This window comes from Micromonospora sp. NPDC049275 (assembly GCF_043197115.1).
GTDB lineage: Bacteria > Actinomycetota > Actinomycetes > Mycobacteriales > Micromonosporaceae > Micromonospora.
On the sequence record NZ_JBICSN010000003.1, the window covers coordinates 895,951 to 921,591 of the forward strand.

The following is a 25,641-nucleotide window of genomic DNA, read 5'->3' on the forward strand; positions in this document are numbered from 1 at the left end:
CGGGTGGTCGTCCACAGCACCTCCGGTTGTCCACAGCTCGAGCGGTCGGGCTGGCGGACGACCCGGCGTCGCCCGGAGGCTGCCGTCATGCGACAGCCATTCGTCCGTTCGATCCGCCGCACGCTGCTGCTCAGCGCCGCGCTCCCGCTCGCACTGACCGTCCAGCTCTGCGGGCTGACGGTGCTGGTGGCTGCGGTGCCGGGCCAACCACCGACGCCGCTCGTGCCGGTCGCCGCCCGGTCGGTCACGGTCGCCGACCCGATGCCCACCGGGCGGTTCCGCTGGCCGGTCGACGGGCCGCCTCGTCCGGTGCGCCGGTTCGACCCGCCGCCCCGACCGTGGCTGCCGGGACACCGTGGCGTCGATCTGGCAGCCCCGGCCGGAGCGGTGGTCCGCAGCGCCGGGCCGGGCACCGTGCTCTTCGCCGGTCTGGTGGCCGGCCGCCCGGTGGTCACCGTGGGGCACGCCAACGGGCTGCGGACCACCCACGAACCGGTCCAACCAGCGGTACGCCCCGGCCAGCCGGTCACCACCGGCACACCGCTGGGCGAGCTGCTGCCCGGGCATCCGGGTTGCCCGGCCGAGGCCTGCCTGCACTGGGGCCTGCGGCGGGGCGAGGAATATCTCGACCCGCTGGCCCTGCTCGGCCTCGGCCCGGTGCGCCTGCTCCCGCTCGGTGAGCGGGATCGGGTCAGCGCTGGGCGAGCAGCGCCGGCAGCCGCACGGCCAGCCGTTCGTACTCGTCGGCGGCGTTGTAGACCTGGCCGGTGAGCCGCAGCCATCCCCGGCCGGCCCAGCTCATCACCGCGACCTCGGCGGCGAGCCGCTCACCGATCCGCGCCTGCAACGCCCGCGCCGCGTCGATCGTGGTGCCCGTGCCGGCCGGCAGCGGGATGAGACGCAGAGCCACCTCCGGCCCGCCGGGGTCGGGCAGATCGGAGGGCGCCACCCCCAAGGCGTCCCCCACCACCCGCTGGCCGTACGCGGCGAGCGCCGCGTTGTGCTCCCGGACCCGGTCGACGCCGAGGCTGCGCAGCGTGAACAGGCCCGCCGGGGCGGCCAGCCAGGAGGTGTAGTCGAGGGTGGCCTGCCATTCGATTCGGGCCGGGAAGCCGGCTTCCTGCTCCCACGACACCACCAGCGGCTCGATCCGCTCCCGCCACTGCGGAGCCACCGCCAACAGCGCGGTGCCGCGCGGGGCGTAGCCCCACTTGTGCAGGTTGCCCGCCCAGAAGTCCGCGCCGATGCTCGCGACCGTGGTGGAGAGCATGCCGGGGGCGTGTGCCGCGTCCACCAGGACGGGCACGCCGTTCTCGTGGGCCACCCCGACGATGGCGGCGATCGGGAAGAGCTTGGCGGTGGCGGAGGTGAGCTGGTCGACGACGAGCAGTCGCGTCTGCCCCGGGCGCAGACCGGCCCGGATGATCTGCACGATCTGTTCGTCGGTGGCGGCCAGCGGGATGGGCAGAACGCGGCTGACCGCGCCGGTGCGGCGGCACTCCCGCTGGATGGCCAGGCTCACCGCCCCGTACCCGTGGTCGGTGCTGAGCACCTCGTCACCGGGTTGCAGGCCCACCGACTGGAGCACCACCGCGACGCCGGTGGTGGTGTTGCCGATCAGCGCGCTGCCGTCCGGATCGGCGCCCAGGAACCCGGCGAGATGCCGGCGGGTGTGCGCGATCCGGTCGACGAGCCCCTGGGTGAAGAAGCGCAGCGGGTTCGACTCCATCTCGTCGCGCAGCCGCTGCTGGGCTCGCTGCACGCCGATCGGCACCGCGCCGAACGAGCCGTGGTTGAGATGGCTGACCGCCGGGTCCAGGCTGAAGAGCAGGCGGGCGCCCGGGATCGGCTCGGGGGGCTGCGGGACGCTCACCCGATGATCGTAACCGTCGAGCGGCCCGGCCTCGCGGTCCTTGATCAGGCGCGGGGGTGTGCCTGCCGGTAGGCGGCGCGCAACCGTTCCACCGAGACGTGGGTGTAGATCTGCGTGCTCGCCAGCGACGAGTGGCCGAGCAGCTCCTGCACGGCGCGCAGGTCGGCGCCGCCCTCCAGCAGGTGGGTGGCGGCGGAGTGGCGCAGCCCGTGCGGGCTGGTGCGGGGGAGGCCGGCCGTCTCGGCGTACGCACCGACGATCTGTCGCGCGGTCGTCGGGTTGAGCCGGCCACCGCGGGCCCCGAGCAGCAGCGCGTCGCCGGAGCGGGAGATCGCCAGCACCGGGCGGCCCCGGCGTAGCCAGTCGTCCAGGGCGCGCTGGGCGGGCACCCCGTAGGGCACCGCGCGCTCCCGCCCACCCTTACCGAACACCCGGATCACCCGACGGCCGTGGTCGACGTCCCCGACGTCCAGCCCGCACGCCTCGCTGACCCGCACGCCTGTCGCGTACAGCAGCTCCAGCAGCACCCGGTCGCGCAACAGCACCGGCTCGGCGGCCGCCGCATCCGTCGCGTCGACGGCGGCTCCCGTCGTCGCTGCCCCGTCCGGCAGCGCATCGGTCGTGGTCGTGGCGCCTGCGGTCTTTCCCGTCGTGGCCGTGGCGCCCGTGGGCGCACCCGTCTCGGTCGTGTCGTGCGGGATCACTCCCATCGCGGTCGTGCCGTGTGAGGTCGTCGACTTCCGGGCCGGTGCCTCCATCAGGGCGGCGGCCTGATCGGCGCGGAGGACGCCGGGCAGCTCCCGGTGCGCGCGAGGGCTGGCCAGTGCGGCCCCCACGTCGGCGGGGAGCAGCCCGGCGCGGTGCGCCCACGCGCTGAACGCCCGCGCCGAGGCGGCCCGACGGGCCAGCGACGTACGGGCGGCACCCGTGGTCCGCTGTCGGGCCAGCCAGCTCCGCAGCACCGACAGGTCCATCTCGGCCAGTTCCAGGCAGCCCATCCGCACGGCGTGGTCCAGCAGCGCGACCACATCGGTGACGTACGCGCGGACGGTGTGCGCCGACCGGTTGCGGACCTGGGCGAGGTGCTCGGCGAAGTCGTCGACCGCGTCCCGCAGCGCCGGCGGTAGCTCCTGGTGGGTGGCCCGGGTGCCCCGGCCGGACCGGCTCACGGCTGCCGCGCCGATGGCGGCGTCACGGTGGCTGCGCCCCCACTGACAGATGGCACGGCACCAGCGTACGGCCGATGATCCCGCACCGCCGGCCGCGCCAGCGTCGGTGTCGCCACCCGTGACCGCTCATGCACCGCCCTTCGGTTTGGTGGCCGGGGCGAGGGCGTAGCCGTCGTCGCGGCGCACCACCATGGACAACTCCTCCAGCAACGACAGCTTGCGCAGCGCGGTACGCACGTTCAGGCCGGCGCGTGCGGCGAGCGCGTCCACACCCCGTACGCCCCGGCGGGGCAGCGCCTCCAACATCGACCGGGCGTCGTCGTCCAGGTCGTCGCCGGGCCGCTGCGGGCCACGGGCCAACGGGGCCAGGTCTGCGCCGATCCGGCCCACCTCCTCGAGTACGTGTGCCAACCCGGTGACCAGCCGCGCCTTGGAGCACTCCCGTAGCAGCTCATGGGCACCGACGGACATCGCCGAGGTCACCGGCCCGGGCACCACCATCGCGACCCGCCCGGTGTGGATGGCCCGCCGGGCGGTCTGCGTCGCGCCGCTGCGTGCCGACGCCTCCACCACGACGGTGCCGAGGGTGCCCCCGGCGATGACCCGGTTGCGGATCAGGAACCGGGGGCGTAGCGGCTCGGCACCGGGTGGCCACTCGCTGACCAGCAGCCCGGTGTCGGCGATCCGGTCGAAGAGCGCGGTGTTGCCCATGGGATAGGGCCGGTCCACCCCGCAGGCCAGCACCGCGACGGTCAACCCGCCGGCGTTGAGGGCGCCCCGGTGCGCGGCGGCGTCGATGCCGAACGCGCCACCGGAGACGACTGTCCAGTCCCGCTCGGCCAGCCCGTACCCCAGTTCCGTGGCGACGTGCTGGCCGTAACCGGTGGCCGCCCGCGCGCCGACCACCGCCACCGAGCGCTCCAGCGCCTCGCCCAGCGGCCAGGCGCCGCGTACCCAGAAGCAGAGCGGCGGCGCGGTCTCAACGTCCACCCGGCGGGTGGCGTCCGGCAACCGGAGCGTTTTCAGACCGGCCACCCGGGCCGGCCACTCCTCGTCGTCGGGGGTGACCAGGCGGGCGCCGAGCCGGTCGGCCCTCGCCAACGCCTCGGCGGCGACCGCCCGCGCGTCACCTGCGGCCGACCGGGCGGCCACCGTGCTGTGCAACCAGCCATCGGGGCTGCCGCCGTCGAGCAACAGCTCCAGTGTCGCCACCGGACCCAGCCGGTCGACCAACTGGTGCACCGCACGGGTGCCCGGCTCGGCCAACCAGGTCAACGCCACCCGGGCCAGCCTGCTCTCCTTGTCGGCGCTCACGCCGCCTCCCCTGTCCGTAGTTGGATCGCCTCTCGTACGTCCTCGCGGTCGGGCCGGTCCCGGCCGTCCAGGTCCGCGATGGTCCAGGCCATCCGGATCACCCGGTCGAAGCCCCGCGCCGAGAGCGAGCCGGAGTCGAGCCGGCCGCGCAGCTCGGCGGTGACAAGCGCCGGTAGTCGCCACGGCGGGCGGCGCAGGATCGGGCCGTCCACCTCGGCGTTGAGTCGCCGTCCGAGGCCGGCCCAGCGGCTGGCCGCCGCGCGGCGGGCCGCAGCGACCCGGGTGGCGACAGTGGCCGAGGACTCGGCGTCGCCACCGGACGCCATCAGCTCTGCCGCCCGCACGGGCATCAGCCGCACCTGCACGTCGATCCGGTCGAGCAACGGCCCGGAGAGCTTGCCCAGGTAGCGGCGGCGGGCCAGCGGCGAGCACTCGCAGTACGCGTCGCCGGACGGCTTCGCGCAGGGGCACGGATTGGCGGCCAGCACCAGTTGGGTGCGGGCCGGGTACTCGGTGCCGCCCCCGCTGCGGCTCAGCAGGATGCGACCGTCCTCCAGCGGCTGGCGCAGCGCCTCCAGCGCGCCCTTGCTGAACTCCGGCGCCTCGTCCAGAAAGAGCACCCCACGGTGGGCCAGGGACACCGCGCCGGGGCGGGCCAGCCCGGAACCGCCGCCGACGAGGGACGGGACCGTCGCGGTGTGGTGCGGTGCCTGGAAAGGCGGGCGGCGCAGCAGTCGACCGCCCGGCGGCAGCAGCCCGGCGACCGAGTGCAGCGCGGTCACCTCCAGCGCCGCGTCGTCGTCCAGCTCGGGCAGGAGTGACGGCAGCCGCTCGGCAAGCATCGTCTTTCCGGCACCGGGAGGGCCGAGCAGAGCGATGTGGTGCCCACCCGCCGCGGCGACCTCCAGCGCGCGCCGGCCCAGCTCCTGCCCGGCGACCTCGGCGAGGTCGGGGCCGACGGGAGCCGGTGCCGGGGCGTCCGGCGGTGGTTCGATCAGCGGTGTGCCGTCGCGCACGAAGGCGACCAGCCGGTGCAGCGTGTCCACCGCTCGCACCCGTACGCCGGGGATGACCGCGGCCTCGGCGGCGTTGCCGGCGGGCACGATGACCCGCTCGACGCCGGCCCTGGCGGCAGCGGCGACCATCGGCAGCACCCCGCGCACCGGCCGGACCGTCCCGTCCAGGCCGAGCTCGCCGAGGACCACGACGCCCTCCAGCGGGAGCAGCGGGAGCTCACCCGAGCCGCCCAGTAGCGCGGCGGCGATGGCCAGGTCGAACGCCGAGCCGAACTTCGGCAGCGTCGCGGGCAGCAGGTTCAGCGTGATCCGCCGGTTCGGCCAGCGTTGACCGGAGTTGACGACGGCGGCGCGGACCCGGTCGCGGGCCTCGTGCAGGGCGGTGTCCGGAAGGCCGGAGATCACCACGGCCGGCAGGCCGGCGGCCAGATCCGCCTCGACCTCGACGAGGTGGCCGGTGACGCCGACCAGCCCCACGCAGAGCACCTTCGCGTAGCTCATGGGGCGTCACCGATCAGTCGGCGGCGCATCTCAGAACGCGCCCTTCAGGTGGTCGACCTGCGCGGGACCGGCGTCGGGCAGTCGTACCGACAGCACGTCGAACCGCACCTCGTCGGCGCTCGTGCCGGTCTCGGCGAGCCAGCGCGCGGCGAGCCCGCGCAGGCGACGGGCCTTGGCCGGTACGACGGCCTCGGCCGGTGTGCCGAACGTGTCGCCCCGACGCGTCTTTACCTCGCAGAACGCGAGGACCGGACCGTCCCAGGCGATGATGTCGATCTCGCCCTGTGGGCAGCGCCAGTTCCGGGCGATAGGGCGTAGCCCCGCCTCGCTCAGGTGCCGCGCGGCGCACCGCTCGCCGTACGCGCCGACCGCCTGGTTCCGCTTCGTCATGGCCGCGACGGTGCCTGTCGGAGTACGCGCGTCGCGACCCGGCGACGGCCCGGCTGTGGACGACGGGTGACCTGTGGACAACCGGACGATCAAGCCCGCGCTGTGCTAGGTGTGCGTAAGCCTCCGACCGAGGCCGGCAGCACGGGCTGGGCCGGGCTCCAGATGGGGCGTGCCTTGATCAGGTGATGAGAAATAGGTGTCAGGACCGCTGCCGACCTACTTCTCATCACCTGATCAAGGTGCCGCAGCGCTATCCGAGCACAACTCGTGCCCGGCGGCGGTCGGCGGTCGGCCGGGCGGGCTGAAATGGCGCGGGCAGGGGCTGTCGCATACGGTGCCTGACGTGGACGGACGACGGAGCTTTCCGGAAGATCAGGAGTCGCGCTGGTACTCCGACGAGCGGGCTCGCGGTTACGGCGATTCCGAGTGGCGCGGTGCGGGTGAGCCGCGATACCGGGACAGCGAGATCCCCGAGCAGCGCGGCGTGGACGACGGCCGGTCCCTGGAGGACACCGGCGTCGGCCGACGCCGGGAGCCGGATTCGGGGCGTTTCGGCGGTACGCCGGAGCCGGGCTCCGGCCGCTTCGGTGCGGTGGACGCGGGCCGCTTCGGCGGTACGGCGGAGTCGGACCCGGGTCGTCTGAGCGCGCTGGACGTCGGTCGGCCCGAGCCGGACTCGGGCCGGCTGAGTGCGCTGGACGTCGGTCGGCCCGAGCCGGACTCGGGTCGTCTGAGCGCGCTCGACGTCGGTCGGCCCGAATCGGACTCCGGGCGGTTCCGCGCCGTCGACGCCCAGCCGGGGAGGTTCGGCGGCACCGAGCCCGACTCGGGACGCTTCGGCGCGGTCGACCCGCTGGGTGACGCGCGTACGGACGGGGACGGTTACCGGGCGACGCGCTCGCGCAGGGCGGATCGGGATCCCTCCGAGATCTCGGGTGAGCTGCCCGGTCGTCGGGCCGCCCGAGAGTCGCTGACCACCGCAACGCCGGAAGCCGCTCGAGACGCCGGCCCAGCGGCCCTCCGAGACACCGCGCCAGCGGCCCTCCGAGACACCGCGCCAGCGGCCCTCCGAGACACCGGGGCAGCCGCCACCGGAGACGCCAGCCCGGCGGCCGGGGTGCTCGCCGACCCGACCCGGCCCGCCCCGCTCGCCGGATATCCGATCATCGAGCCGACCCGGGGCGGTGGGGAGCAACCGCACCCGCTGGAGATGCCGACCGGCCCGATGCCGGGGATCGGCCCCCGTCCCGACCTGCCCGTCGGCGAGCCTCCGGCATACCCCCCGGCGGCCGACGGTGTCTACCGGACCCGCCGGCCGGCGTTGGCCGCGCTCTTCGCCCTGCTGGCGTTGATCTTCGAGGTCCCGGCGCTGCGTGTGTTGCTGGCCGGCGTGACCGGCGACCCGCTGGACGCCGGCAACGTCGTGGTGGGCATCTGCCTGGTCGCCGGGCTGCCGATCTTCGCATCGGGGCTGTACGGGCTCAGAACCGGCGGACTGGCGCTCTCCGACAGCGGGCGGGGCTGGCTGCGCCCTCCGACGGCGTACCTGACCGTCGGCCTGGTGCTCTTCGTCGCCGCCGCCCTCGCCGCCGGCTGACTCCGCGCGGACGGCCCGCCGGCTGACTCCGCGCGGCCGACCCGCCGGCTGACTCCGCGCGGCCGACCCGCCGTACGCACCCGGAGGTCGGGGGGCGGGGAAGGGGCGTACACTGGCCAACTGGCGACCGCCTCGCGCGGTCGACCTCGCGCGCCCTCTTCACGAATCGTCGTGGAGCGACGGCCTCCCTGGTCCCGATCTTGATCGGGTCCACCATGGGTCGGCGACCAGGCGCCAGGACGCCCGGCCACCGGCCGGGCGTGACAACCAGGGATCTTGAGGAGTACCCCACCCATGGCCGTCGTGACCATGCGTCAGCTGCTGGAGAGCGGTGTCCACTTCGGGCACCAGACCCGGCGCTGGAACCCGAAGATGAAGCGCTTCATCATGACCGAGCGCAACGGCATCTACATCATCGACCTGCGCCAGACTCTCGACTACATCGAGAAGGCGTACGAGTTCGTGCGTGGAACCGTCGCGGAGGGTGGCAGCATCCTCTTCGTCGGCACCAAGAAGCAGGCCCAGGAGGCCATCGCCGAGCAGGCGACCCGGGTCGGTCAGCCGTACGTCAACCACCGTTGGCTCGGTGGCATGCTGACCAACTTCCAGACGGTGTACAAGCGGCTCCAGCGGATGAAGGAGCTGGAGGGTCTGGGTGACCTCAGCGGCACCGCCGCCGGTTACACCAAGAAGGAGACCCTGCAGCTCTCCCGCGAGAAGATCAAGCTGACCCGCACGCTTGGTGGTCTGCGGGACATGCAGAAGCTGCCGGCCGCGGTCTGGATCGTCGACACCAAGAAGGAGCACATCGCCGTCGACGAGGCCCGCAAGCTGGGCATCCCGGTGATCGCCGTCCTCGACACCAACTGTGACCCGGACGAGGTCGACTTCCCGATCCCGGGTAACGACGACGCGATCCGCTCGGCCGAGCTGCTGACCAAGGTCGTCGCCGCCGCCGTCGCGGACGGTCTGATCGCGCGTTCCGGCCGTCGCCGGGGCAACGACGAGAAGCCCGAGGGTGTCGCGAGCGACGAGCCGCTGACCGAGTGGGAGCGCGAGCTGCTGGAGCCGAAGAAGGCCGACGAGTCGGCCGCCCCGGCCGAGCAGCCCGCCGCTGCCGCCGCCGAGCAGCCCGCCGCCGAGCAGGCCGCCACCCCGGAGCAGCCGGCGCAGGCCGCCACCGAGCAGCCGGCGGCCGCCACCGCGGAGTGACCCGTACCGTCGCTGCCCGCCGTCCGTTTTCGCGAACGGCGGGCAGTGACGGTACGCCGGGCACGATCCGCCCGGATCCGGGTAACCGGCACCTCTGACCATCCACACGCCGTCTCAACACCGAAGAGAGAGCCATGTCCCAAATCACCGCCGCGGACGTCAAGAAGCTCCGCGACCTCACCGGCGCCGGCATGATGGACAGCAAGAAGGCGCTGACCGAGGCCGAGGGCGACTTCGACAAGGCCATCGAGATCCTGCGCGTCAAGGGCGCCAAGGACGTCGGCAAGCGGGCCGGCCGTACGGCCGCCAACGGCCTGGTCGCCCACTCCGGCAAGGCGCTGCTCGAGCTCAACTGCGAGACCGACTTCGTCGCCAAGACCGACTCGTTCATCGCGCTGGCCCAGCAGCTGGTGGAGCACGGCGAGCGTGCCGGCGTGAACAGCGCCGAGGAGCTGCTCGCCTCCGAGCTCGACGGCAAGGTCGTCGCGGATCTGGTCCAGGAGCAGTCCGCCAAGATCGGCGAGAAGCTGGTGCTCAACCGGTTCGCCAAGGTCGAGGGCACCACCGCGGTCTACCTGCACCGCAAGGCGCAGGACCTGCCGCCGGCCGTCGGCGTGCTGGTGTCGTACACCGGCAAGTCCGACGAGGCGGGCGACGCCGACGCCCGTGGGGTCGCCATGCAGATCGCCGCGATGCGGCCGAAGTACCTCACCCGGGACGAGGTTCCGGCCGAGGTCGTCGAGTCCGAGCGGCGCATCGCCGAGCAGACCGCCCGCGAGGAGAACAAGCCCGAGGCGGCCCTGCCGAAGATCGTCGACGGTCGGGTGAACTCCTTCTTCAAGGACTACGTCCTCGTCGAGCAGTCGTCCGTGGCCGACAACAAGAAGACGGTGAAGCAGATGCTGGCCGAGGCCGGCATCGAGGTCACCCGCTTCGTGCGGTTCGAGGTCGGCCAGGCCTGAGCCGCCACCGGGCGCCGCGTGCGCCCGTGGGCAGGAGACGTCGACGAGGAGGCCGCCGGTGTACGTGACAGGCACCGCGGCCTCCTCGTCACATAGGGTCGGCAGCGGCAGGTTCGCGGTAACGCGTCGCGCGGGGCGTGCGCGTGGGGGAAGGCGGGGCGGATGACGCAGGTTGTGAGTGACCGGACGCTGGCTGTGGACGATCCGACGGCGCCGCCGCCGGGGCGGGCCCGCCGGGTGGTGCTGAAGCTCTCCGGTGAGGTGTTCGGTGGTGGCGCGATAGGCGTCGACCCGGACGTCGTGCAGGCCATCGCCCGGCAGATCGCCACCGTGGTCCGTCGCGGGGTGCAGGTCTCCGTGGTGGTCGGTGGGGGCAACTTCTTCCGCGGCGCGGAGCTGCAGAAGCGCGGGATGGACCGCGCCCGCGCCGACTACATGGGCATGCTCGGCACCGTGATGAACTGCCTCGCGCTGCAGGACTTCCTGGAGAAGGAGGGCATCGAGACCCGGGTGCAGAGCGCCATCACGATGGCCCAGGTCGCCGAGCCGTACATCCCGCTGCGGGCGATCCGGCACCTGGAGAAGGGCCGCGTGGTCATCTTCGGCGCCGGCGCCGGCATGCCGTACTTCTCCACCGACACCGTGGCCGCCCAGCGCGCGCTGGAGATCCGGGCCGACGTGGTGCTGATGAGCAAGAACGGGGTGGACGGCGTCTACACCGCCGACCCGCGGATCGACCCCACCGCCAGCAAGCTCGACTCGATCACCTTCTCCGAGGTGCTGCGCCGCAACCTGCGGGTGGCCGACGCCGCGGCGTTCAGCCTCTGCATGGAGAACGGCCTGCCGATGCTGGTCTTCGGTGCGCAGGGTGACGACACCATCATCCGCGCGGTGGGTGGCGACAAGATCGGCACCCTGATCACCGCCTGAGCCCGCCCCGCCCGGGGCGACGGCCACGGCGGTCCTGACGACTTTCAGCAGAGCCCACGACGAGCACAGAAGGAGGCGAGGAGACCGGTGATCGACGACACCCTCCTCGAGGCCGAGGAGAAGATGGAGCGTGCGGTTGAGCACGCCAAGGAGGAGTTCGGCGCCATCCGTACCGGTCGCGCCAACGCCGCCATGTTCTCCAAGGTCATCATCGACTACTACGGCACGCCCACGCCGCTGACCCAGATGGCGTCGATCGCGGTCCCCGAGCCGCGGATGGCCATCATCAAGCCGTACGACAACTCGCAGATCAACGCGATGGAGAAGGCGATCCGCGACTCGGACCTCGGGGTTAACCCGAACAACGAGGGCAACCAGCTGCGCATCCTGCTCCCGCAGATGACCGAGGAGCGCCGCCGCGACATGATCAAGGTGGCCAAGAACAAGGGCGAGGAGGCCAAGGTGGCCATCCGCAACGTCCGCCGCCGCGGCAAGGAGGAGCTGGACCGGATCGTCAAGGACGGCGAGGCAGGCGAGGACGACGGCCGCCGCGCCGAGAAGGAACTCGACGATCTGACCCAGCGGTACGTCGCCAACATCGACGACCTGGTCAAGCACAAGGAGACCGAGCTGTTGGAGGTCTGAGGCCGCACCCGGCGTACGCCGGGTGAGCAGCAGCCGACGTGAGGCCCGCCCCCGGTCCGGGGACGGGCCTCGTGCCGTCCGCGAGTCAGCGGGGGATCCGGACGGTCCGGGTCGTCTCGGTCAGGGTCGTTCCGACGTACGCGTCGTGCAGCTCGAAGCGCACTGTCGCACGACCAGGGTGCAGCACCGGGCCACCCCGGTAGAAGCCCATCGAGATGCTGGCCGTGCCGCCGTCGCAGACGATCTCGCCGGCGCCGAGGCCGCCGGTGGCCCAGTAGGTCGGCAGGCCGTCCTGGGTCAGTGACGCCGACAGGAAGTACACGCCGACCGGGCAGTTGCGCACCTCCCCCCGGGCGACCGTGGCCGGGAACGCCGGCCCGGTTCCGTCAGGGCTTCCGTCGTACAGGTAGATCTCGCTGGTGCGGTGGTCGATCCTGATGCTGGCGTTCCGTGTCGCCGCGGTGGCCGGTGAGGCCGCCGCCAGGACGAGTGCGGCCATCGTCAACACCGCCAGGCTGATTCTGCGCACGAGCGCTCCTTCCCCGTTGAGGTGGTGCAAGCCGCCGGCGGACGCCGGCACACCGACAGCCGACCATCGATGGGCGGCGCGAGTCATCCCCTGTTCGCCCGGATACGCGGTCGGATAGGCGTCGGTGCGCCGCCGGCGCTCGTACGGGCGGCGGCCGAGATCCTCGTGCCCGGCGTCCCGCCACCGCCGTCACGGCAGCGCGGCGACTCGCCGGATCTCACCCACAGCGACCCCGGAGGAGCTCTGACGGTCAGGGGCGCCAGCGTCCGCCTCGCCCCGGCGGCCGGTGCAGTAGGCTCGGCAGGATTCCCGGCCACCGGGCGGTGCACACCGGGAATCGACCGACCTTCGGGCCGGTCGAGCCGGAGGAACACAGTCGCGCGTGTAGGGGATGCTTGTGGTCTTGCGTCATGTGGTGGTACTCGTGCCGCGTCGCGGTGCGTGATGTCCCACCCCGACCCCTACACGGACGAGCCGCGCGGCTGGGACCGGCCCGAGCGTCCGGTGGCCCTGCCCTGGCCCGAGCAGGAGCTTGAGGCGGGCCAGTGGAGCCGCCGTCCGGCCGCCGGGCCGGAGTTGTACGCCGAGCCACGCACCCGCCCGTACGCCGAGCCGTATCCGGCGGACCCGTACGACGAGCGGGGCCGGGCGGTCCGTCCGGACGACCGGGACCGCTTCGAGGACCGGGAGCGGCGCGACCGATTCGACGACCGGGACCGATACGACGACGATCGGAACCAGCCCGACCGGTACGACGATCGGGGTCGCCCCGGCCGCTACGGCGACGGCCCGGCGGCTGGTGACGTCCCGCCCCGTTACGCCGACCCCGGCGTAGGCCGGCGTTACGACGACTCTGACGCGCCGTCCCGCTTCGACGACCGTGACGTCCCGCCGCGCTTCGACGACGACGCCGGTTACCCGACCGCGCAGCTCGCGCCGATCGGCGCCGAGATTCTGCCGGACGATGACCCGGTGGTCGAGCCGGAGCCGCCGGCCGGCCGGCGGCCGAGGGGCCGGCGACGGGCCAGCATCGACCGGCCGGCGACCCAGCAGGTGGGCACCGGGCGGGCCGGCCGGAACCTCCCGGCGGCGATCGGGGTCGGGCTCGGCCTCGGCGTCCTGATCGTGGTTCCGCTGGTCTTCTACCCGCTGGCGTTCCTGCCGGTGATCGCCGCCGCCATCGGGGTCGGCATCTGGGAGATGGCCCGCGCGGTCCGCCGTAGCGGCGCCCACCCGCCGCTGCTGCCACTGCTCGCCGGTGGCGTGCTGACGATCGGGCTGGCGTGGTTCGCCGGCCCGGACGCGCTGAGCCTGGGCCTGCTGGTCACCGTGCTGGGCACGATGATCTGGCGGTTGGGCGACGGTCCGGCCGGCTTCCAGCGGGATCTCACCGCGGCCACCCTGATCGCGGTCTACGTGCCGTTCCTCGGCGGTTTCGCGGCGCTGCTGGCGGCCGCCCCTGACGACGGCCGGCTGCGCATCCTGGCCACGCTGATCGCGGTGGTCCTCTCCGACACCGGCGGGTACGCGGCCGGAGTCTCCTTCGGCCGCCATCCGATGGCCCCGTCGATCAGCCCGAAGAAGTCCTGGGAGGGTTTCGCCGGCTCGGTCACCGCGGCGGCGTTGGGCAGTGCCCTGCTGCTGTGGCTGATGTTCGAGGTGGCCCCCTGGTGGGGTGCCGTGTTCGGGGTGGCCGTCTCCTGCGCGGCGGTCCTCGGCGACCTCGCCGAATCGATGATCAAGCGGGACCTCGGAATCAAGGACATGAGTAACCTGCTGCCCGGGCATGGTGGCCTGATGGACCGGCTGGACTCGATCCTCTTCGCGGTGCCGACCGCGTACCTGCTGTTGGCGATCTTCGTGCCGGTGGTGGGGTGAGGCATGGATCACCGTGGCCGGAGCGTTCCCGACCGACGGCCGGGACCGGTTCCACACCTCCGGACGGGTGTCCGACGCCGGAGGCGTGACACACTGGACCAGCCATGACGAGCCTGCCGTTGATCCCCGCCCTCTCGGACGCCCCCGCCGCACGCCGGGCCTCCATGCCGCCGCAGCACCTCGCCGACCTGGATCTGGCCGGCCGCCAGGCGCTGGTCGCCGGGTTGGGTGAGCCCGCGTTCCGTGCCAAGCAGATCTCCAACCACTACTTCGGGCGGCTGGTCCGCGACCCTCAGGCGATGACCGACCTCCCCGCGGCGACACGTGAGCGGCTGGCCGACCAGTTGCTGCCCACGCTGCTCAACCCGGTGCGCGAGCTGGCCTGTGACGACGGCGCGACCCGCAAGGCGCTCTGGAAGTTGCACGACGGCGCGCTTGTGGAGAGCGTGCTGATGGGCTACCCGGACCGGGTCACGGTCTGCATCTCCAGCCAGGCGGGTTGCGGCATGGCCTGCCCGTTCTGCGCCACCGGCCAGGCGGGGCTGACCCGCAACCTGTCCACGGCCGAGATCGTCGACCAGGCGGTCTACCTGGCCGGGGTGGCGGCCTCCGGCGCTGTCGCCGGCTCACCGCCGCGGCTGTCGCACGTCGTGTTCATGGGCATGGGCGAGCCGCTGGCCAACTACAACCGGGTCATCGCGGCGATCCGTCGGCTGGTCAGCCCCGCTCCGGAGGGTCTGGGTCTGTCCCAGCGGCACATCACCGTTTCCACGGTCGGCCTGGTTCCGGCCATCCGCCGACTGGCCAGCGAAGACCTCTCTGTGACCCTTGCGTTGTCGTTGCACGCGCCCGATGATGATCTGCGCGACGAACTCGTGCCGGTAAACCAGCGCTGGAAGGTAGCCGAGGTGCTGGACGCAGCGTGGGACTATGCCGCCCGGACGGGCCGTCGCGTGTCCATCGAGTACGCAATGATCAGGGACGTGAACGACCAGCCGTGGCGAGCTGACCTGCTCGGGCGGCTGTTGGCCGGCAAGTTGGCGCACGTCAACCTCATCCCGCTCAATCCGACGCCGGGCAGCCGCTGGGACGCGAGCCCGAAGCCGGTCGAGCGGGAGTTCGTCCGGCGCTTGCGTGACGCGGGAGTGTCCACCACCGTACGGGACACCCGGGGTCGCGAGATCGACGGCGCGTGTGGCCAGCTCGCCGCCGCCGAGGACACCGACACCTTCACCGACCGCGCCGGAGAGGCACCGGCGTGACCGGGCGTGGCGAACGAGACCAGGAGACATAGTGGCGAGTCAGGGTCAGCGTTTCCGGCGCAAGGCGCTCCGCCGGGGATACAAGGTCGACGAGGTGGATGCCTTCCTCGACCGTGTCGAGGCGACGCTCGACGGCCGGCAGGTGGGTGCGCCGGTGGCCTCCCAGGAGGTCCACGACGTCGTCTTCCGGGTCCGGTTCAATGGCTACGACGAGTGGCAGGTCGACCTGCACCTGGACCGGGTCGAGCGACAGCTGGCCGAGCTGGAGGAGCGTACGAGCGCCGGGCGCGGCGGCGACCCTCGGATGGGTGACCGGCTGGGCCCGCCGGACCGGCTGGGCCCGCCGCTGCGCGACGACCGTGGGGGCATGGTTCCGCAGCCGATGCCACCTCGGCCGATGCCGGCGCAGGCCGGTCCGCCCGCCGACCGCTACGGCCGGTACGACGAGCCCACCGGCGCCTTCGCCGGCGGGTACGACGCTCCCCGCGGCGGCTACGACGCGCAGCGCGGCCCCGGCGGCCCTCCTCCGATGGGTCCCGGCGGTCCGATGGGTGGCCACGGCGTCCCGCCGCGTGGCCTGCCCGCCGGTCCGGGGGGTTACGGTCCGCCCGACGACCAGCGTGGGCCCGGCGGTTACGGTCCGCCGGACGACCAGCGTGGGCCCGGCGGTTACGGTTCGCCGGACGACCAGCGTGGGCCCGGCGGCTACGGTTCGCCGGACGACCAGCGCATGCCCGGCGGCTACGGTCCGCCGGACGACCAGCGCATGCCCGGCGGTTACGGCCCGCCCGACGACCAGCGTGGGCCCGGCGGCGGCTACCCGCCGGAGGAGCCCCGCTTCGACGGCTTCGAGGCCGGTCGGCACGGCCGCGCGGACATGACCGCCGAGATCCGGATGCCCGAGCGGGACCTGCGCGACCTGCGCCGTGGCCCGGCCGGCCCGCCCCCGATGCAGCAGCAGGGCATGGGTGGCCCGCCGATGGCTGGCCCGCCCGCCGTGGCTGGCCCGCCGATGGGCGGTCCTCCGATGGTCGGCCCGCCGATGGCCGGCCCGCCCGGCAGCGACCTGTACCGGGTCGACCAGATCCGCCGCAGCTTCCAGGTACGCCGGTTCGGCAGCGGGTACGACCCGGATCAGGTGGACCGGTTCTTCGACACCCTGCTCGGCGGCATGCAGCGCCGCAACCCGATGCCCGTCGACCCGAAGGATCTGGACACGCTTCGGTTCGGCCTGGTGCCCGGCGGCTACTTCGAGGCCGAGGTCGACGCCGCGCTCAAGGACGTGCAGGACATTCTCTTCGGGCGCTGACCCCGACACGGACGCGAACGAGGGCCCGTCCCCTGGTGGGGGCGGGCCCTCGGCGTACGTCGGCCGGTTGTCCGGCGGCCGGTCGGGTCAGGAGCGCAGGCCGTTGCGCCGCAGCACGGTGTCGCCGATCACGATGACCAGCAGCAGCGCGGCCAGGCCGACCAGCCAGATGTCCTCGACCCTGCCCTCGTGGTTGCCGCAGAACGCCATGACGACCAGCGCCAGCGCGGACAGCACGGCGCCGATGCGCCCCGACTTGCGGTGCCCGGGCTTGTGCTGGTCCGGCGACGTTACCGGCTCGCTTCCTGCCACTGTCGGTCCTTCCCTCGCGATCGGATCTTTGGTTAGTCTGGCACGCCTCGTGCCGAGCCCGGCGCAGGGTCCGACCAGATGGGGGACGGCATGACCCGCGAGGACGACCGGGAACTGCTGAAGGCGGCGTACGAGGCGTGGGAGTCGGAGAAGTGGCCGCTGGCGGGCGAGCTGCTGGAACGACTGGCGCGGCGCCACCCGGACCACCCCAAGAGCGGTGTCTGGTGGTACGACGCGGCGCTGGCGTACAAGTTCCTGCGTAACTGGGCCAAGGCGTACGAGTTGGGCCGCGAGGCTGCCGCCCGAGCCGAGCCGAACGCGCAGGACCCGGCGTTCTGGAACCTGGGCATCGCGGCGACGATCATGGAGGACTGGGAGACCGCCCGGGCCGCCTGGCGCGGCTTCGGACTGACCGTGCCGGACGGCGACGGCGAGATCGTCGCCGACTTCGGCGCCACGCCGATCCGGCTCGATCCGGCCGGTACCGGTGAGGTGGTCTGGGCGCAGCGGCTGTGTCCGGCTCGGGCGCGGGTGCTGAACGTGCCGACCCCCGAGTCGGGCCGCCGCTTCGGCGAGGTCGTGGTGCACGACGGAGCGCCCAACGGGGAGCGGGAGGTGAACGGGCAGGCGTACTCGGTCTTCGACGAGCTGCTGCTGTTCCGTGCCTCGGCGCTGCCGACCATGACTGTCGAGGTCACGGCCGCGACCCCGGAGGACGTCCGGGCGCTGGCCGAGCTGTTCGACGAGCACGGGTACGCGGCCGAGCCGGCCAGCGGTGTGCGGATCATCTGCTCCTGCTGTAGCGAGGGCAGCGTGCGGCAGGATCGCGACCACCAGGTCGGTGGCGGGCAGCAGGTGAACGTGGCGGCCCCGGTCGACGAGGTCCCCCGGCTCCTGGATGGTTGGTGTGCGGCCGCCCCGACAGTGCGAAGCTGGGCGTTCCCGGCCACTACCTGACCTGGCCGGGTCCCGGAAGTACGCCCCGCCGGGCCGGGCGGAACGCACTACGGGCGTCGCGGGGCGGCGGTCAGACTGCCTCCGGTAGCGTTTGGCGTACACCTGATTGTCTGTATGAGGGGGACTGTGCGGTGCGAGTGACCGGAACCGGGCACGCCAGCATGCGGATCGACACGGCCGCGGGCAGCATCCTGTGCGACCCGTGGGTCAACCCGGCCTACTTCGCCTCCTGGTTCCCTTTCCCGGACAATTCCCTGCTCGACTGGGAGACCCTGGGCCAGGTCGACTACCTGTACGTCTCGCACCTGCACCGGGACCACTTCGACGCGAAGCACCTGCGGGACTTCGTCTCGAAGGACGCCACAGTCCTGCTTCCCGAGTTCCCGACCTCGGAGATGGAGGACGAGTTCCGGGCGCTGGGCTTCACGAAGTTCCTGAGGGCGCCGAACGAGCAGGTCGTGGAGCTCGACGGCGGCCTGAAGATCATGATCCAGGCGCTGACCAGCCCCACCGACGGCCCGATCGGCGACTCCTCGCTCTGGGTCGAGTACGACGGGGTGCGGCTGCTCAACCAGAACGACGCCCGCCCCACCGACCTGAGCGTCTTCGCCGAGTTGGGGCACGTGCACGCGCACCTGCTCCAGTTCTCCGGCGCCATCTGGTACCCGATGGTCTACGAGCTTCCGCAGGCGGCGAAGACCGCGTTCGGCAAGCAGAAGCGCGACCGGCAGTTCGACCGGACGTGGCGCTACATCGACGACCTGAAGGCCGACCACGTCTTCCCGATCGCCGGCCCACCGTGTTTCCTCGACGACGCGCTGTGGCAGTTCAACGACATCCACGGCGATGAGGGCAACATCTTCCCGGACCAGTCGGTCTTCCTGAGCGAGTACGCGAAGGTCGGCGGCACCAACGGCATCGTGCTGCTGCCGGGCAGCGTCGCCGAGGTCACCACCGAGGGCGCGAGCACGACCCACCCGGTGCCGGTGGAGGAGTTCTTCGCCAACAAGGTCGCCCACCTGGAGGAGATGCGGGAGCGCAAGCGCCCGATCATCGAGGCGGAGAAGGCGTCCTGGCGGCACCCCGAGGTGGACGTCCTGGGCGAGATGAAGCGCCGGATCGAGCCGCTGCTCGACGAGTCGATCTACCTGGCCAAGGGGGTCGGCGGCCCGGTCCGCTTCGACCTGGTGGGGTACGACGGCGAGAGCGTCGAATCCATCGTGGTGGACTTCCCCGGTAAGGAGGTCCGGCCGTACGCGGACGAGAAGGTCCGCTACCGCTTCCGGACCGAGCGGTCGCTTGTCGAGCACCTGCTCTTCATCGACGAGGTGGACTGGGTCAACTCGCTCTTCCTGTCCTGCCGATTCTCGGCGGCCCGGATCGGCCAGTACAACGAGTTCGTCTACGCGTTCTTCAAGTGCCTCTCGGAGGAGCGCCTCCAGTACGCCGAGGGCTGGTACGACGAGCACGAGCGCAGCACCGACGCCGAGGACATCACGCTTGGCGACTGGGTGGTGCAGCGGCGCTGCCCGCACCTGAAGGCGGACCTGACCCGGTTCGGCATCGTCGAGGGTGACCAGCTCACCTGCCAGCTGCACGGCTGGCGCTTCGACCTGCCCTCTGGCCGCTGCCTGACGAGCGTGGGCCACAAGGTGCGGGCCCACCGCGTAGACGCGGAGTCTCCCGCCCCGGCAGGCGAGGCCGTGATCTAACCCCCACCCGCCCGGTTGATCATGAAGTTATTGCCGCGACACGCCGCTGCGGCAGGCAACAACTTCATGATCAACGGGGTCTGGGGTGGGGGTCAGGTCGCCAGGTCCGCCAGGATTCGGCGGGCGGCGTTGTGGCCGGCGGCGCCGATCACGCTGCCGGCCGGGTGGCAGCCGGCGCTGCCCGCGTACACGCCGTCGATGCCTGTGGCGTACGGCATGCGGTCGGTGAACGAGACGGTGTTGTCGACGTGGTGGATGTGCCCGCCGGTGATGCCGAAGTGCGCCTCGATGCCCGGCGGGGGCAGCGGCACCGCGTCGGCGATCAGGTCGGCGGTGCCGGGGGCGTACCGCTCGACGATCTCGACGAGCCTGTCGACGTAGCCGGGCAGTTCCGCGTCCCAGGTGGTGCCGTCCAGCTCGTACGGGACCGACTGGACGAACAGCGCCGACGAGTGGTGTCCGGCGGTGTCGGAGAGCGACGGATCGACTGTGGTGTGCAGGTACCACTCGATGGTGGGCTCCGCCGGCAGTCGCCCGGCCCGCACGTCGGCCCACATGTCGCGCAGGGCGGTCATCGGCGAGGTGGTGTCCCCGCCGACTAGCGATGCGGACCCGGGCAGCAGGTGGATCGTGGAGCCGAACGGGCTCGGCGTGCCGGGCGGCAGGCAGGAGAACGTCGGCAGCCCGCTGAGCGCCAGGTTGAGCTTGAGGGTGGTGCCGGGCCGGCGGACCGCCGCCATCCGCTCGCCGAGTCGTGCCGGGAGCGCGCCGTCGGGCACCAGGTCCATCAGCCGGTACGGGTCACACGCGCCGAGCACCACACGCGCGGCGACCTCTCGGCCGTCGGCCAGCACGACTCCACTGGCCGCGCCGCCGTCGAGTGTCACCGCGCTCACAGGCGTACCGGTCAGGATGGTGGCCCCGGCGGCGCGCGCGGCGTCGGCGAACGTACGGGAGACGGTGCCCATCCCGCCCTCGGCGATCATCCAGGTGCCGCCGGAGCCGGGCAGTCGGCACATGTTGTGAACCAGGAAGTTGTGGCCGGTGCCGGGGTCGTCCGGGCCCGCGTTGAGCCCGGACAGCCCGTCGGTGACCGCGTACATGCTGACCAGCAGCTCGGAGCGGAACTCGAACCGGGCCAGGTAGTCCGCGACCGAGCCGCGGACGAGGTCGACGAAGACCTGTCGCAGCGCCGGGCGGACGTGCCGGTCGGCGGTCTCCTCGGCGGTCAGCGGCTCGGCCAGCCAGGCCGGGGCGAGGTCCTCGCGCAGCGCGGCCAGCTCGGCCTGCATGGCGTCGTCGGCGGCCACGTCGGCGGGGGAGAAGAACTCGGCGAGCTGCGTGCGGGTGGCGGCGGTGTCGCGGCCGAAGAGCAGGTACGGCGAGCCGAGGCCGCCGGGCGTGGGCAGGAAGTAGTGCGGGTCGCGGCGCAGCACCGGGATCCGCACGTCGAGCGTGGCGAGCAGCTCCGGGGGCATGAGCCCGAGCAGGTACGACCCGGTGGAGTGGCGCAGCCCCGGCACCTTCGGGAACGGGTTCTCGGTGCGGGTCGCGCCGCCTATGACGTCGGCCGCCTCCAGCACCAGCACGTCGAGGCCGGCGCGGGCCAGCAGAATCGCGGAGACCAGACCGTTGTGCCCGGCGCCGACGACGACGACATCGACCCGGCCACGAAGTTCGCTGCTCATGCCGCCGCAGCCTAGTCCGTGCCGCCCTCGCCCGCGGTGATCAAGAGGTCGGCGGGGAGGTGGAGGGTGAAGGTGGTGCCTTGGGTGGGAGTGCTGGCGGCGTTCACCGTGCCGTTGTGGGCCTCGGCCAGTTTGCGGACGATGGCCAGGCCCAAGCCGCTGCCTCCGGTCTGGCGACTACGCGACCTCTCCGCCCGCCAGAAGCGGTCGAACACCCGGGGCAGGTCCTCGGCGCTGATGCCGCTGCCGGTGTCTGCGACCGCGATGGTCACCTCGCCGTTCGCCATCCGGGCGCTTATCGTCACGCTGCCACCCGCGGGGGTGTGGCGTACGGCGTTGGCGACGAGGTTGCCGACGGCCTGGCGCAGCCGTACCGGGTCGGCGTACACCCGCGGGTCGGCGTCGATCCGCACCGAGAGGTCGACGGCGGCACGGTCGGCCTGGACGCGGTGCGCCTCCGCCACCTGCGGCAGCAGGTCGGCGAGGTAGACCTGTTCCGGGTGCAGACGCAGGGCGCCGGCGTCGGCCTGTGCGAGGTCCTGCAGATCGGCGATGACGTGTTGGAGCAGCGTGGCCTCCTCCAGCAGCGACGACACCAACCGCTGGTCCAGGGCGGCGACGCCGTCCTCGGCGGCCTCCAACCAGCCCCGGATGTTGGTGACCGGGGTCCGCATCTCGTGGGCGATGTCGCTGACCATCGCCCGGCGCAGCTGTTCCAGGCGTTCGCGCCGCTCGGACATGTCGTTGAACGCCTCGGCCAGCCGGGCGATCTCGTCTCGGCCGGTGACCCGGACGCGGGCGGATCCGTCGCCGTCGCGCATCCGTTGCGCGGCCCCGGTCAGCGCGTGCAGCGGCCGGGTCAGTCGGATGCCGGCGAGCACTGTGACGCCGACCGTCACCAGCAGGACGAGACCGGCGACCGCCGCGATGCGGGCCTGGTTGGTCCCGGACAGGTCGAAGGTGCTCGTGGGGCGACCACCGGGATCGGCGACGAACAGGGTCGCCGCCGGGGCGACGTACGGAAGGAGTTGTTCGCGCCGGCTGGTGCCGACACAGGCGCTGGCCGCGCGGTTGTGGTCCTGGTCGACCTCGGCGGCGTCCCGGGAGTCGTCGCGTCCGGCGGTCGGTTGCCGTGCCCAGGTCCAGTCTCCCGCGACCCGCACGGCGGGCAGTTGGCGGCGAGCCAGACAGGTGTTCACCAGTGCGTTGAGCTGCGCCAGCGCCTTGCGTTCGGTTGCCGTGGGGACCGCCAGGTCGGATCGGTACTGGAGACAGGCGATGTTGTCGGTCAGGTCGGTGCCGGGGGTGTCGATGCGTGGACGGCCGGTGGGGCCGTCCGCGACGGCTGCCTCGACCTTCGCCCGCGCCGTCAGGCAGTTGACGGCCTTGACCGCCCTGTCGTGCAGCGTCCGGCGCTCGTCGGGTGGGAGCAGGTACGGGCCTGCGGCGCGGGGATCGATGCGGGCGTTTCCAGCGCCGCCGCCGACAGTGGCGAATCCCGGGGTCAGGGCGGTGTCCACGGAGAGGGCGTCGACGGTGGCGGACGGCTTCGAGGGCAGCGGACCGGCCTGCGGGGCGGAGTCGGCGACCGGTGTGGCGGTTCCGGTGATCAGGGCGATGCGCCGGCCGACCTGCGCGGCGAGCGGTTGGATTGTCGCGTCGACGCCGTCCCAGCTCGGGTGGGTCGCCGCGTAGCCGATCAGCGTGTCGTAGATGCGCGCGTCGTCGGCGAGCGCCTGCCCCTGTTCCTGTCGGATCGCCCCGGTCGTGGTGCGGACGGCCAGCCAGGCGGTGGCCGCGATCGAGCCGACGGCGATGAGGACGGCCAGCGTCAGCATCCGGAGCAGCAGGCTGCGGCGCAGCGGCACCTCACGCCGCATGGTGACCCTGCTCGGCCAGCTTGTATCCGACGCCGTAGACGGTCACCAGGCGGGTCGGCTTGCGGGGGCTGGGCTCGATCTTCCGGCGCAGGTTCATGACGTGGACGTCGACGGTCCGGCCGGTGATGTACCTGTCGAAACCGTGCAGGTGGCCGAGGAGCTGGTCGCGGGTGAAGACCCGTCCGGGCTGGGCGGCCATCGCCTGGAGCAGCTGGAACTCGCCGGGCGTGCAGTCGACGCGTCGTCCGTCGACGCGTACCTCGTGGCGGATCGGGTCGACGTGCAGGGCGCCGACGCGCAGCACCGGGTCGGCCACGTGCGCCGACCGCTGGCCCCGTCGCAGCAGCGTCCGCACGCGGGCCACCAGCTCGCGCGGGCTGTACGGCTTCGTCATGTAGTCGTCGGCACCGAGGTCGAGGCCGAGCAGCAGGTCGTCCTCGGTCGACCGGGCGGTCAGCATGAGCACCGGCAGGTCGGAGTCGCGGCGCAGAATGCGGCAGACGTCCAGGCCGTCGACCTTCGGCATCATCACATCGAGGATCAGCAGCGCCGGTGGGCGTTGACGGATCTGCTCCAGGGCGGCCCGCCCGTCGCCGACGACGACGACCGCGTGGCCCTCCCGTTCGAGGTAGCGGCGTGCCAACTCGGCCTGCTTCTCGTCGTCCTCGGCTATCAGCACCAGCGCACCCACGGCAGCGACTGTACGTCGACGGGTCGCCGCCGACGGTGCCGCTGAGCTGGGACTACCGGATGAGCATCGGTTCCTGACAGGTCTCTGACAACTGGCCGTGACGCTACCGGCATGACGAACGCACGACGAGTCGGACTGGCCACGCTCACCCTGATCACCACCGCACTGGGCGGTTGCGGCGGCGCCGAGTCCGACGATGCCGCACGCACGGCCGATGTCGCGTCCCTCGCCACGGGTTCCGCCGCGCCCACCGCGTCCGCCTCCGGCGGGACCGCGACCGGTCGTCCGCAGCTGCGCCTGGACATGACCGAGGAGGAGGAGGAACGGTTCTGGTACACGTACCAAGTCTGTCTTCGGGACAACGGTGTGAAGGAGTTGAAGGAGCGCTCGGCCGGGGCCGCCGCCGGGGGCAAGCGCATCATCTCCCTCGACCAGAGCGGTGAGCCGAAGGCTGCGTATGTGGCGTGCGCCGACAAGCTGCCGCTTCAGCCGCCGGAGCTGGACGAGGAGAAGAACCCGAACTACGCGGCCCAGTGGAACGACTACGTGCAGTGCCTGCGCGGACGCGGGATGAAGATCCACTCGCTGCCGGACGGCTCCGGCTGGACGTACGACGACGGCGTCGCGGACCCGTCGGGCGGTCTCCAGGGCGCCGCGTACGACAAGGCCGAGAAGGAATGCACGATGGAGGCGTTCCGTGGCAAGAAGTAAGCCGACCCGGCGGACCGCGATCCTGGTGGCGCTTGTGACGGTGGTGGTTGCCGTCGGCGCCGGGGTCGCGGTGCTGACGCTGCGTCGCGACGGTGCGGACGACACGGCGAGCGCCCCGCCGCCGGTGACCACGACGACTGTGACCCGTACCGACCTGTCGGACAGCCGGTCGCTGGGCGGGACGCTCGGCTTCGGTCCGGAGCGGGTGGTCAAGGGGGCGGGCGAGGGCGTCGTCACCCGACTGCCCAAGGTCGGCGACACGGTGGCCCGGGGCAAGCCGCTCTACCGGGTCGACGACCGTCCGGTACCTGTGCTGTTCGGCGACACCCCGCTCTTCCGTACGCTCGACAAGCCCGGCCTGGTGGGCAGCGACGTGCGGATCGTGTGGGACAACCTGACGGCGCTCGGCTACCACACCGGCTCGCAGCCGACCCGGGCCAAGGACGGCACGAAGATCGGCGCGGGCCGTGCCCTGCTCACCGACGCCCTCGTGGCCGCGATCAAGAAGTGGCAGCAGGCGCTCGGCCTGGAAGCCTCCGGCCGCATCGAGGTCGGGCAGGCCGTGGTGCTGACCGGGCCGGTCCGGGTCAGCGCGGTGAAGGCCGTGCCCGGTGACCCGGTCGCCGGCGAGCTGCTGGCCGTCACCGAGAAGGTCAAGCTGGTGACCGTACCGGTGGAGGCGACCGAGGTCGCCACCGTCCGGGTGGGCGCAGCCGTGACGGTCACCCTGCCGGACAGCTCGGAGATTCCCGGCCGGATCGCGTCGGTCTCCCACACCGTGCAGGGTGGCGGCCCGGACGCGGGGGCCGGTCAGAGCGGTCCGCCCACGGTGGACGTCCTCGTCACACCGGCCAGGGCGGTGGACGTGGCGAAGCTGGACGCGGCGTCGGTCCAGGTCACGTTCACCACGAGCACCCGGAAGAACGTGCTCACGGTGCCGGTCGGCGCGCTGGTGGCGCTCCGCGAGGGCGGCCACGCCCTCCAACTGCCAGACGGCGGGCTGCTGGCCGTGGAGACCGGGATGTTCTCCCGAGGGCTCGTCGAGGTCAGCGGTACCGGCGTCACCGAGGGCCTCACGGTGGTGACCGCGGCGTGAGCACCGT

The 25,641-nt window shown here is 72.6% G+C and carries 22 protein-coding genes and 2 pseudogenes; 13 read left to right on the top strand and 11 right to left on the bottom strand.

Annotated features, from left to right (window positions below; translation table 11 throughout):
* Positions 1-87: 87 nt before the first annotated feature.
* Positions 88-771, top strand: coding sequence for a murein hydrolase activator EnvC family protein (locus tag ACGFIE_RS14590; protein ID WP_393294542.1), 684 nt, complete (start codon positions 88-90; stop codon positions 769-771).
* Here ACGFIE_RS14590 and ACGFIE_RS14595 read toward each other — a convergent pair.
* The 6 genes and pseudogenes from ACGFIE_RS14595 to ACGFIE_RS14620 all read right to left on the bottom strand — a co-directional run bounded on the left by ACGFIE_RS14595 (position 692) and on the right by ACGFIE_RS14620 (position 6,263).
* Positions 692-1,873 (bottom strand): aminotransferase class V-fold PLP-dependent enzyme, encoded by a 1,182-nt coding sequence (locus ACGFIE_RS14595; RefSeq protein ID WP_393294544.1) that lies wholly within the window; start codon positions 1,871-1,873, stop codon positions 692-694. The genes ACGFIE_RS14590 and ACGFIE_RS14595 overlap by 80 nt on opposite strands.
* 44 nt (positions 1,874-1,917) lie before the next feature.
* A pseudogene (locus ACGFIE_RS14600) lies at positions 1,918-2,514 on the bottom strand (tyrosine-type recombinase/integrase); the annotation flags it as partial.
* A gap of 108 nt (positions 2,515-2,622) precedes the next feature.
* Positions 2,623-3,042, bottom strand: a pseudogene (locus ACGFIE_RS14605) (site-specific integrase); the annotation flags it as partial.
* Positions 3,043-3,168: 126 nt separating this feature from the next.
* On the bottom strand, positions 3,169-4,443 hold the full coding sequence (gene dprA, locus ACGFIE_RS14610) for a DNA-processing protein DprA (RefSeq protein WP_393294664.1): 1,275 nt from the start codon (positions 4,441-4,443) through the stop codon (positions 3,169-3,171).
* A complete protein-coding gene (locus ACGFIE_RS14615) occupies positions 4,353-5,873 on the bottom strand; it encodes a YifB family Mg chelatase-like AAA ATPase (RefSeq protein ID WP_393294546.1) in 1,521 nt (506 codons plus the stop codon). The genes dprA and ACGFIE_RS14615 overlap by 91 nt, the downstream gene beginning before the upstream one ends.
* A gap of 30 nt (positions 5,874-5,903) precedes the next feature.
* Positions 5,904-6,263 carry a YraN family protein gene (locus tag ACGFIE_RS14620; RefSeq protein WP_393294548.1) on the bottom strand — a complete coding sequence of 120 codons (360 nt, stop codon included), beginning with the start codon at positions 6,261-6,263 and terminating at the stop codon, positions 5,904-5,906.
* Between the two features lie 343 nt (positions 6,264-6,606).
* Here ACGFIE_RS14620 and ACGFIE_RS14625 point away from each other — a divergent pair, with 343 nt between their 5' ends.
* From ACGFIE_RS14625 to frr, 5 genes are all read left to right on the top strand, one after another.
* Positions 6,607-7,860, top strand: a complete 1,254-nt coding sequence (locus ACGFIE_RS14625) for a hypothetical protein (protein WP_393294550.1) — start codon at positions 6,607-6,609, stop codon at positions 7,858-7,860.
* A 294-nt stretch (positions 7,861-8,154) separates the two neighbouring features.
* The gene (rpsB, locus tag ACGFIE_RS14630; protein ID WP_363679473.1) at positions 8,155-9,072 is read left to right on the top strand and encodes a 30S ribosomal protein S2; all 918 of its coding nucleotides are present in this window, start codon (positions 8,155-8,157) and stop codon (positions 9,070-9,072) included.
* A gap of 134 nt (positions 9,073-9,206) precedes the next feature.
* On the top strand, positions 9,207-10,034 hold the full coding sequence (tsf, locus tag ACGFIE_RS14635) for a translation elongation factor Ts (protein ID WP_393294552.1): 828 nt from the start codon (positions 9,207-9,209) through the stop codon (positions 10,032-10,034).
* Between the two features lie 162 nt (positions 10,035-10,196).
* On the top strand, positions 10,197-10,964 hold the full coding sequence (pyrH, locus tag ACGFIE_RS14640) for a UMP kinase (protein WP_151490294.1): 768 nt from the start codon (positions 10,197-10,199) through the stop codon (positions 10,962-10,964).
* 87 nt (positions 10,965-11,051) lie between these two features.
* Positions 11,052-11,609 carry a ribosome recycling factor gene (gene frr, locus ACGFIE_RS14645; protein ID WP_007456584.1) on the top strand — a complete coding sequence of 186 codons (558 nt, stop codon included), beginning with the start codon at positions 11,052-11,054 and terminating at the stop codon, positions 11,607-11,609.
* A gap of 85 nt (positions 11,610-11,694) precedes the next feature.
* On the opposite strand, the gene ACGFIE_RS14650 is transcribed toward frr, so the two are convergent.
* Positions 11,695-12,138, bottom strand: a complete 444-nt coding sequence (locus tag ACGFIE_RS14650; RefSeq protein WP_393294555.1) for a hypothetical protein — start codon at positions 12,136-12,138, stop codon at positions 11,695-11,697.
* Positions 12,139-12,582: 444 nt separating this feature from the next.
* On the opposite strand from ACGFIE_RS14650, the gene ACGFIE_RS14655 reads away from it, so the two are divergent.
* The 3 genes from ACGFIE_RS14655 to ACGFIE_RS14665 all read left to right on the top strand — a co-directional run bounded on the left by ACGFIE_RS14655 (position 12,583) and on the right by ACGFIE_RS14665 (position 16,587).
* Positions 12,583-14,016 carry a phosphatidate cytidylyltransferase gene (locus tag ACGFIE_RS14655; protein ID WP_393294557.1) on the top strand — a complete coding sequence of 478 codons (1,434 nt, stop codon included), beginning with the start codon at positions 12,583-12,585 and terminating at the stop codon, positions 14,014-14,016.
* A gap of 104 nt (positions 14,017-14,120) precedes the next feature.
* Entirely contained in the window at positions 14,121-15,278 is a 1,158-nt protein-coding gene (gene rlmN, locus ACGFIE_RS14660) for a 23S rRNA (adenine(2503)-C(2))-methyltransferase RlmN (protein ID WP_393294559.1), read from the top strand.
* Between the two features lie 31 nt (positions 15,279-15,309).
* The gene (locus tag ACGFIE_RS14665) at positions 15,310-16,587 is read left to right on the top strand and encodes a DivIVA domain-containing protein (RefSeq protein ID WP_393294561.1); all 1,278 of its coding nucleotides are present in this window, start codon (positions 15,310-15,312) and stop codon (positions 16,585-16,587) included.
* 87 nt (positions 16,588-16,674) lie between these two features.
* Here ACGFIE_RS14665 and ACGFIE_RS14670 read toward each other — a convergent pair whose 3' ends face one another.
* Positions 16,675-16,899 carry a DUF2631 domain-containing protein gene (locus ACGFIE_RS14670; protein ID WP_363679486.1) on the bottom strand — a complete coding sequence of 75 codons (225 nt, stop codon included), beginning with the start codon at positions 16,897-16,899 and terminating at the stop codon, positions 16,675-16,677.
* Between the two features lie 78 nt (positions 16,900-16,977).
* On the opposite strand from ACGFIE_RS14670, the gene ACGFIE_RS14675 reads away from it, so the two are divergent.
* Complete coding sequence (locus tag ACGFIE_RS14675; protein ID WP_393294563.1) at positions 16,978-17,856, top strand: tetratricopeptide repeat protein; 879 nt, start codon at positions 16,978-16,980, stop codon at positions 17,854-17,856.
* A gap of 131 nt (positions 17,857-17,987) precedes the next feature.
* Positions 17,988-19,568 carry a Rieske 2Fe-2S domain-containing protein gene (locus tag ACGFIE_RS14680; RefSeq protein WP_393294565.1) on the top strand — a complete coding sequence of 527 codons (1,581 nt, stop codon included), beginning with the start codon at positions 17,988-17,990 and terminating at the stop codon, positions 19,566-19,568.
* 92 nt (positions 19,569-19,660) lie between these two features.
* Here the strand turns inward: ACGFIE_RS14680 and ACGFIE_RS14685 are convergent, their stop codons facing one another.
* The 3 genes from ACGFIE_RS14685 to ACGFIE_RS14695 are packed head-to-tail and all read right to left on the bottom strand — an operon-like array spanning position 19,661 to position 23,827.
* Positions 19,661-21,256, bottom strand: a complete 1,596-nt coding sequence (locus ACGFIE_RS14685; protein ID WP_393294567.1) for a phytoene desaturase family protein — start codon at positions 21,254-21,256, stop codon at positions 19,661-19,663.
* An 11-nt stretch (positions 21,257-21,267) separates the two neighbouring features.
* Entirely contained in the window at positions 21,268-23,136 is a 1,869-nt protein-coding gene (locus ACGFIE_RS14690) for an ATP-binding protein (protein ID WP_393294569.1), read from the bottom strand.
* Positions 23,126-23,827, bottom strand: coding sequence for a response regulator transcription factor (locus ACGFIE_RS14695; RefSeq protein ID WP_393294571.1), 702 nt, complete (start codon positions 23,825-23,827; stop codon positions 23,126-23,128). The genes ACGFIE_RS14690 and ACGFIE_RS14695 overlap by 11 nt, the downstream gene beginning before the upstream one ends.
* 111 nt (positions 23,828-23,938) lie before the next feature.
* Between ACGFIE_RS14695 and ACGFIE_RS14700 the strand changes: the two genes are divergently transcribed.
* Together ACGFIE_RS14700 and ACGFIE_RS14705 are read left to right on the top strand one after the other, a co-directional pair.
* Complete coding sequence (locus tag ACGFIE_RS14700) at positions 23,939-24,538, top strand: hypothetical protein (protein ID WP_393294573.1); 600 nt, start codon at positions 23,939-23,941, stop codon at positions 24,536-24,538.
* Positions 24,525-25,634, top strand: a complete 1,110-nt coding sequence (locus ACGFIE_RS14705) for an efflux RND transporter periplasmic adaptor subunit (RefSeq protein ID WP_393294575.1) — start codon at positions 24,525-24,527, stop codon at positions 25,632-25,634. Before ACGFIE_RS14700 ends, ACGFIE_RS14705 begins: the two co-directional genes overlap by 14 nt.
* Positions 25,635-25,641 lie beyond the last annotated feature (7 nt).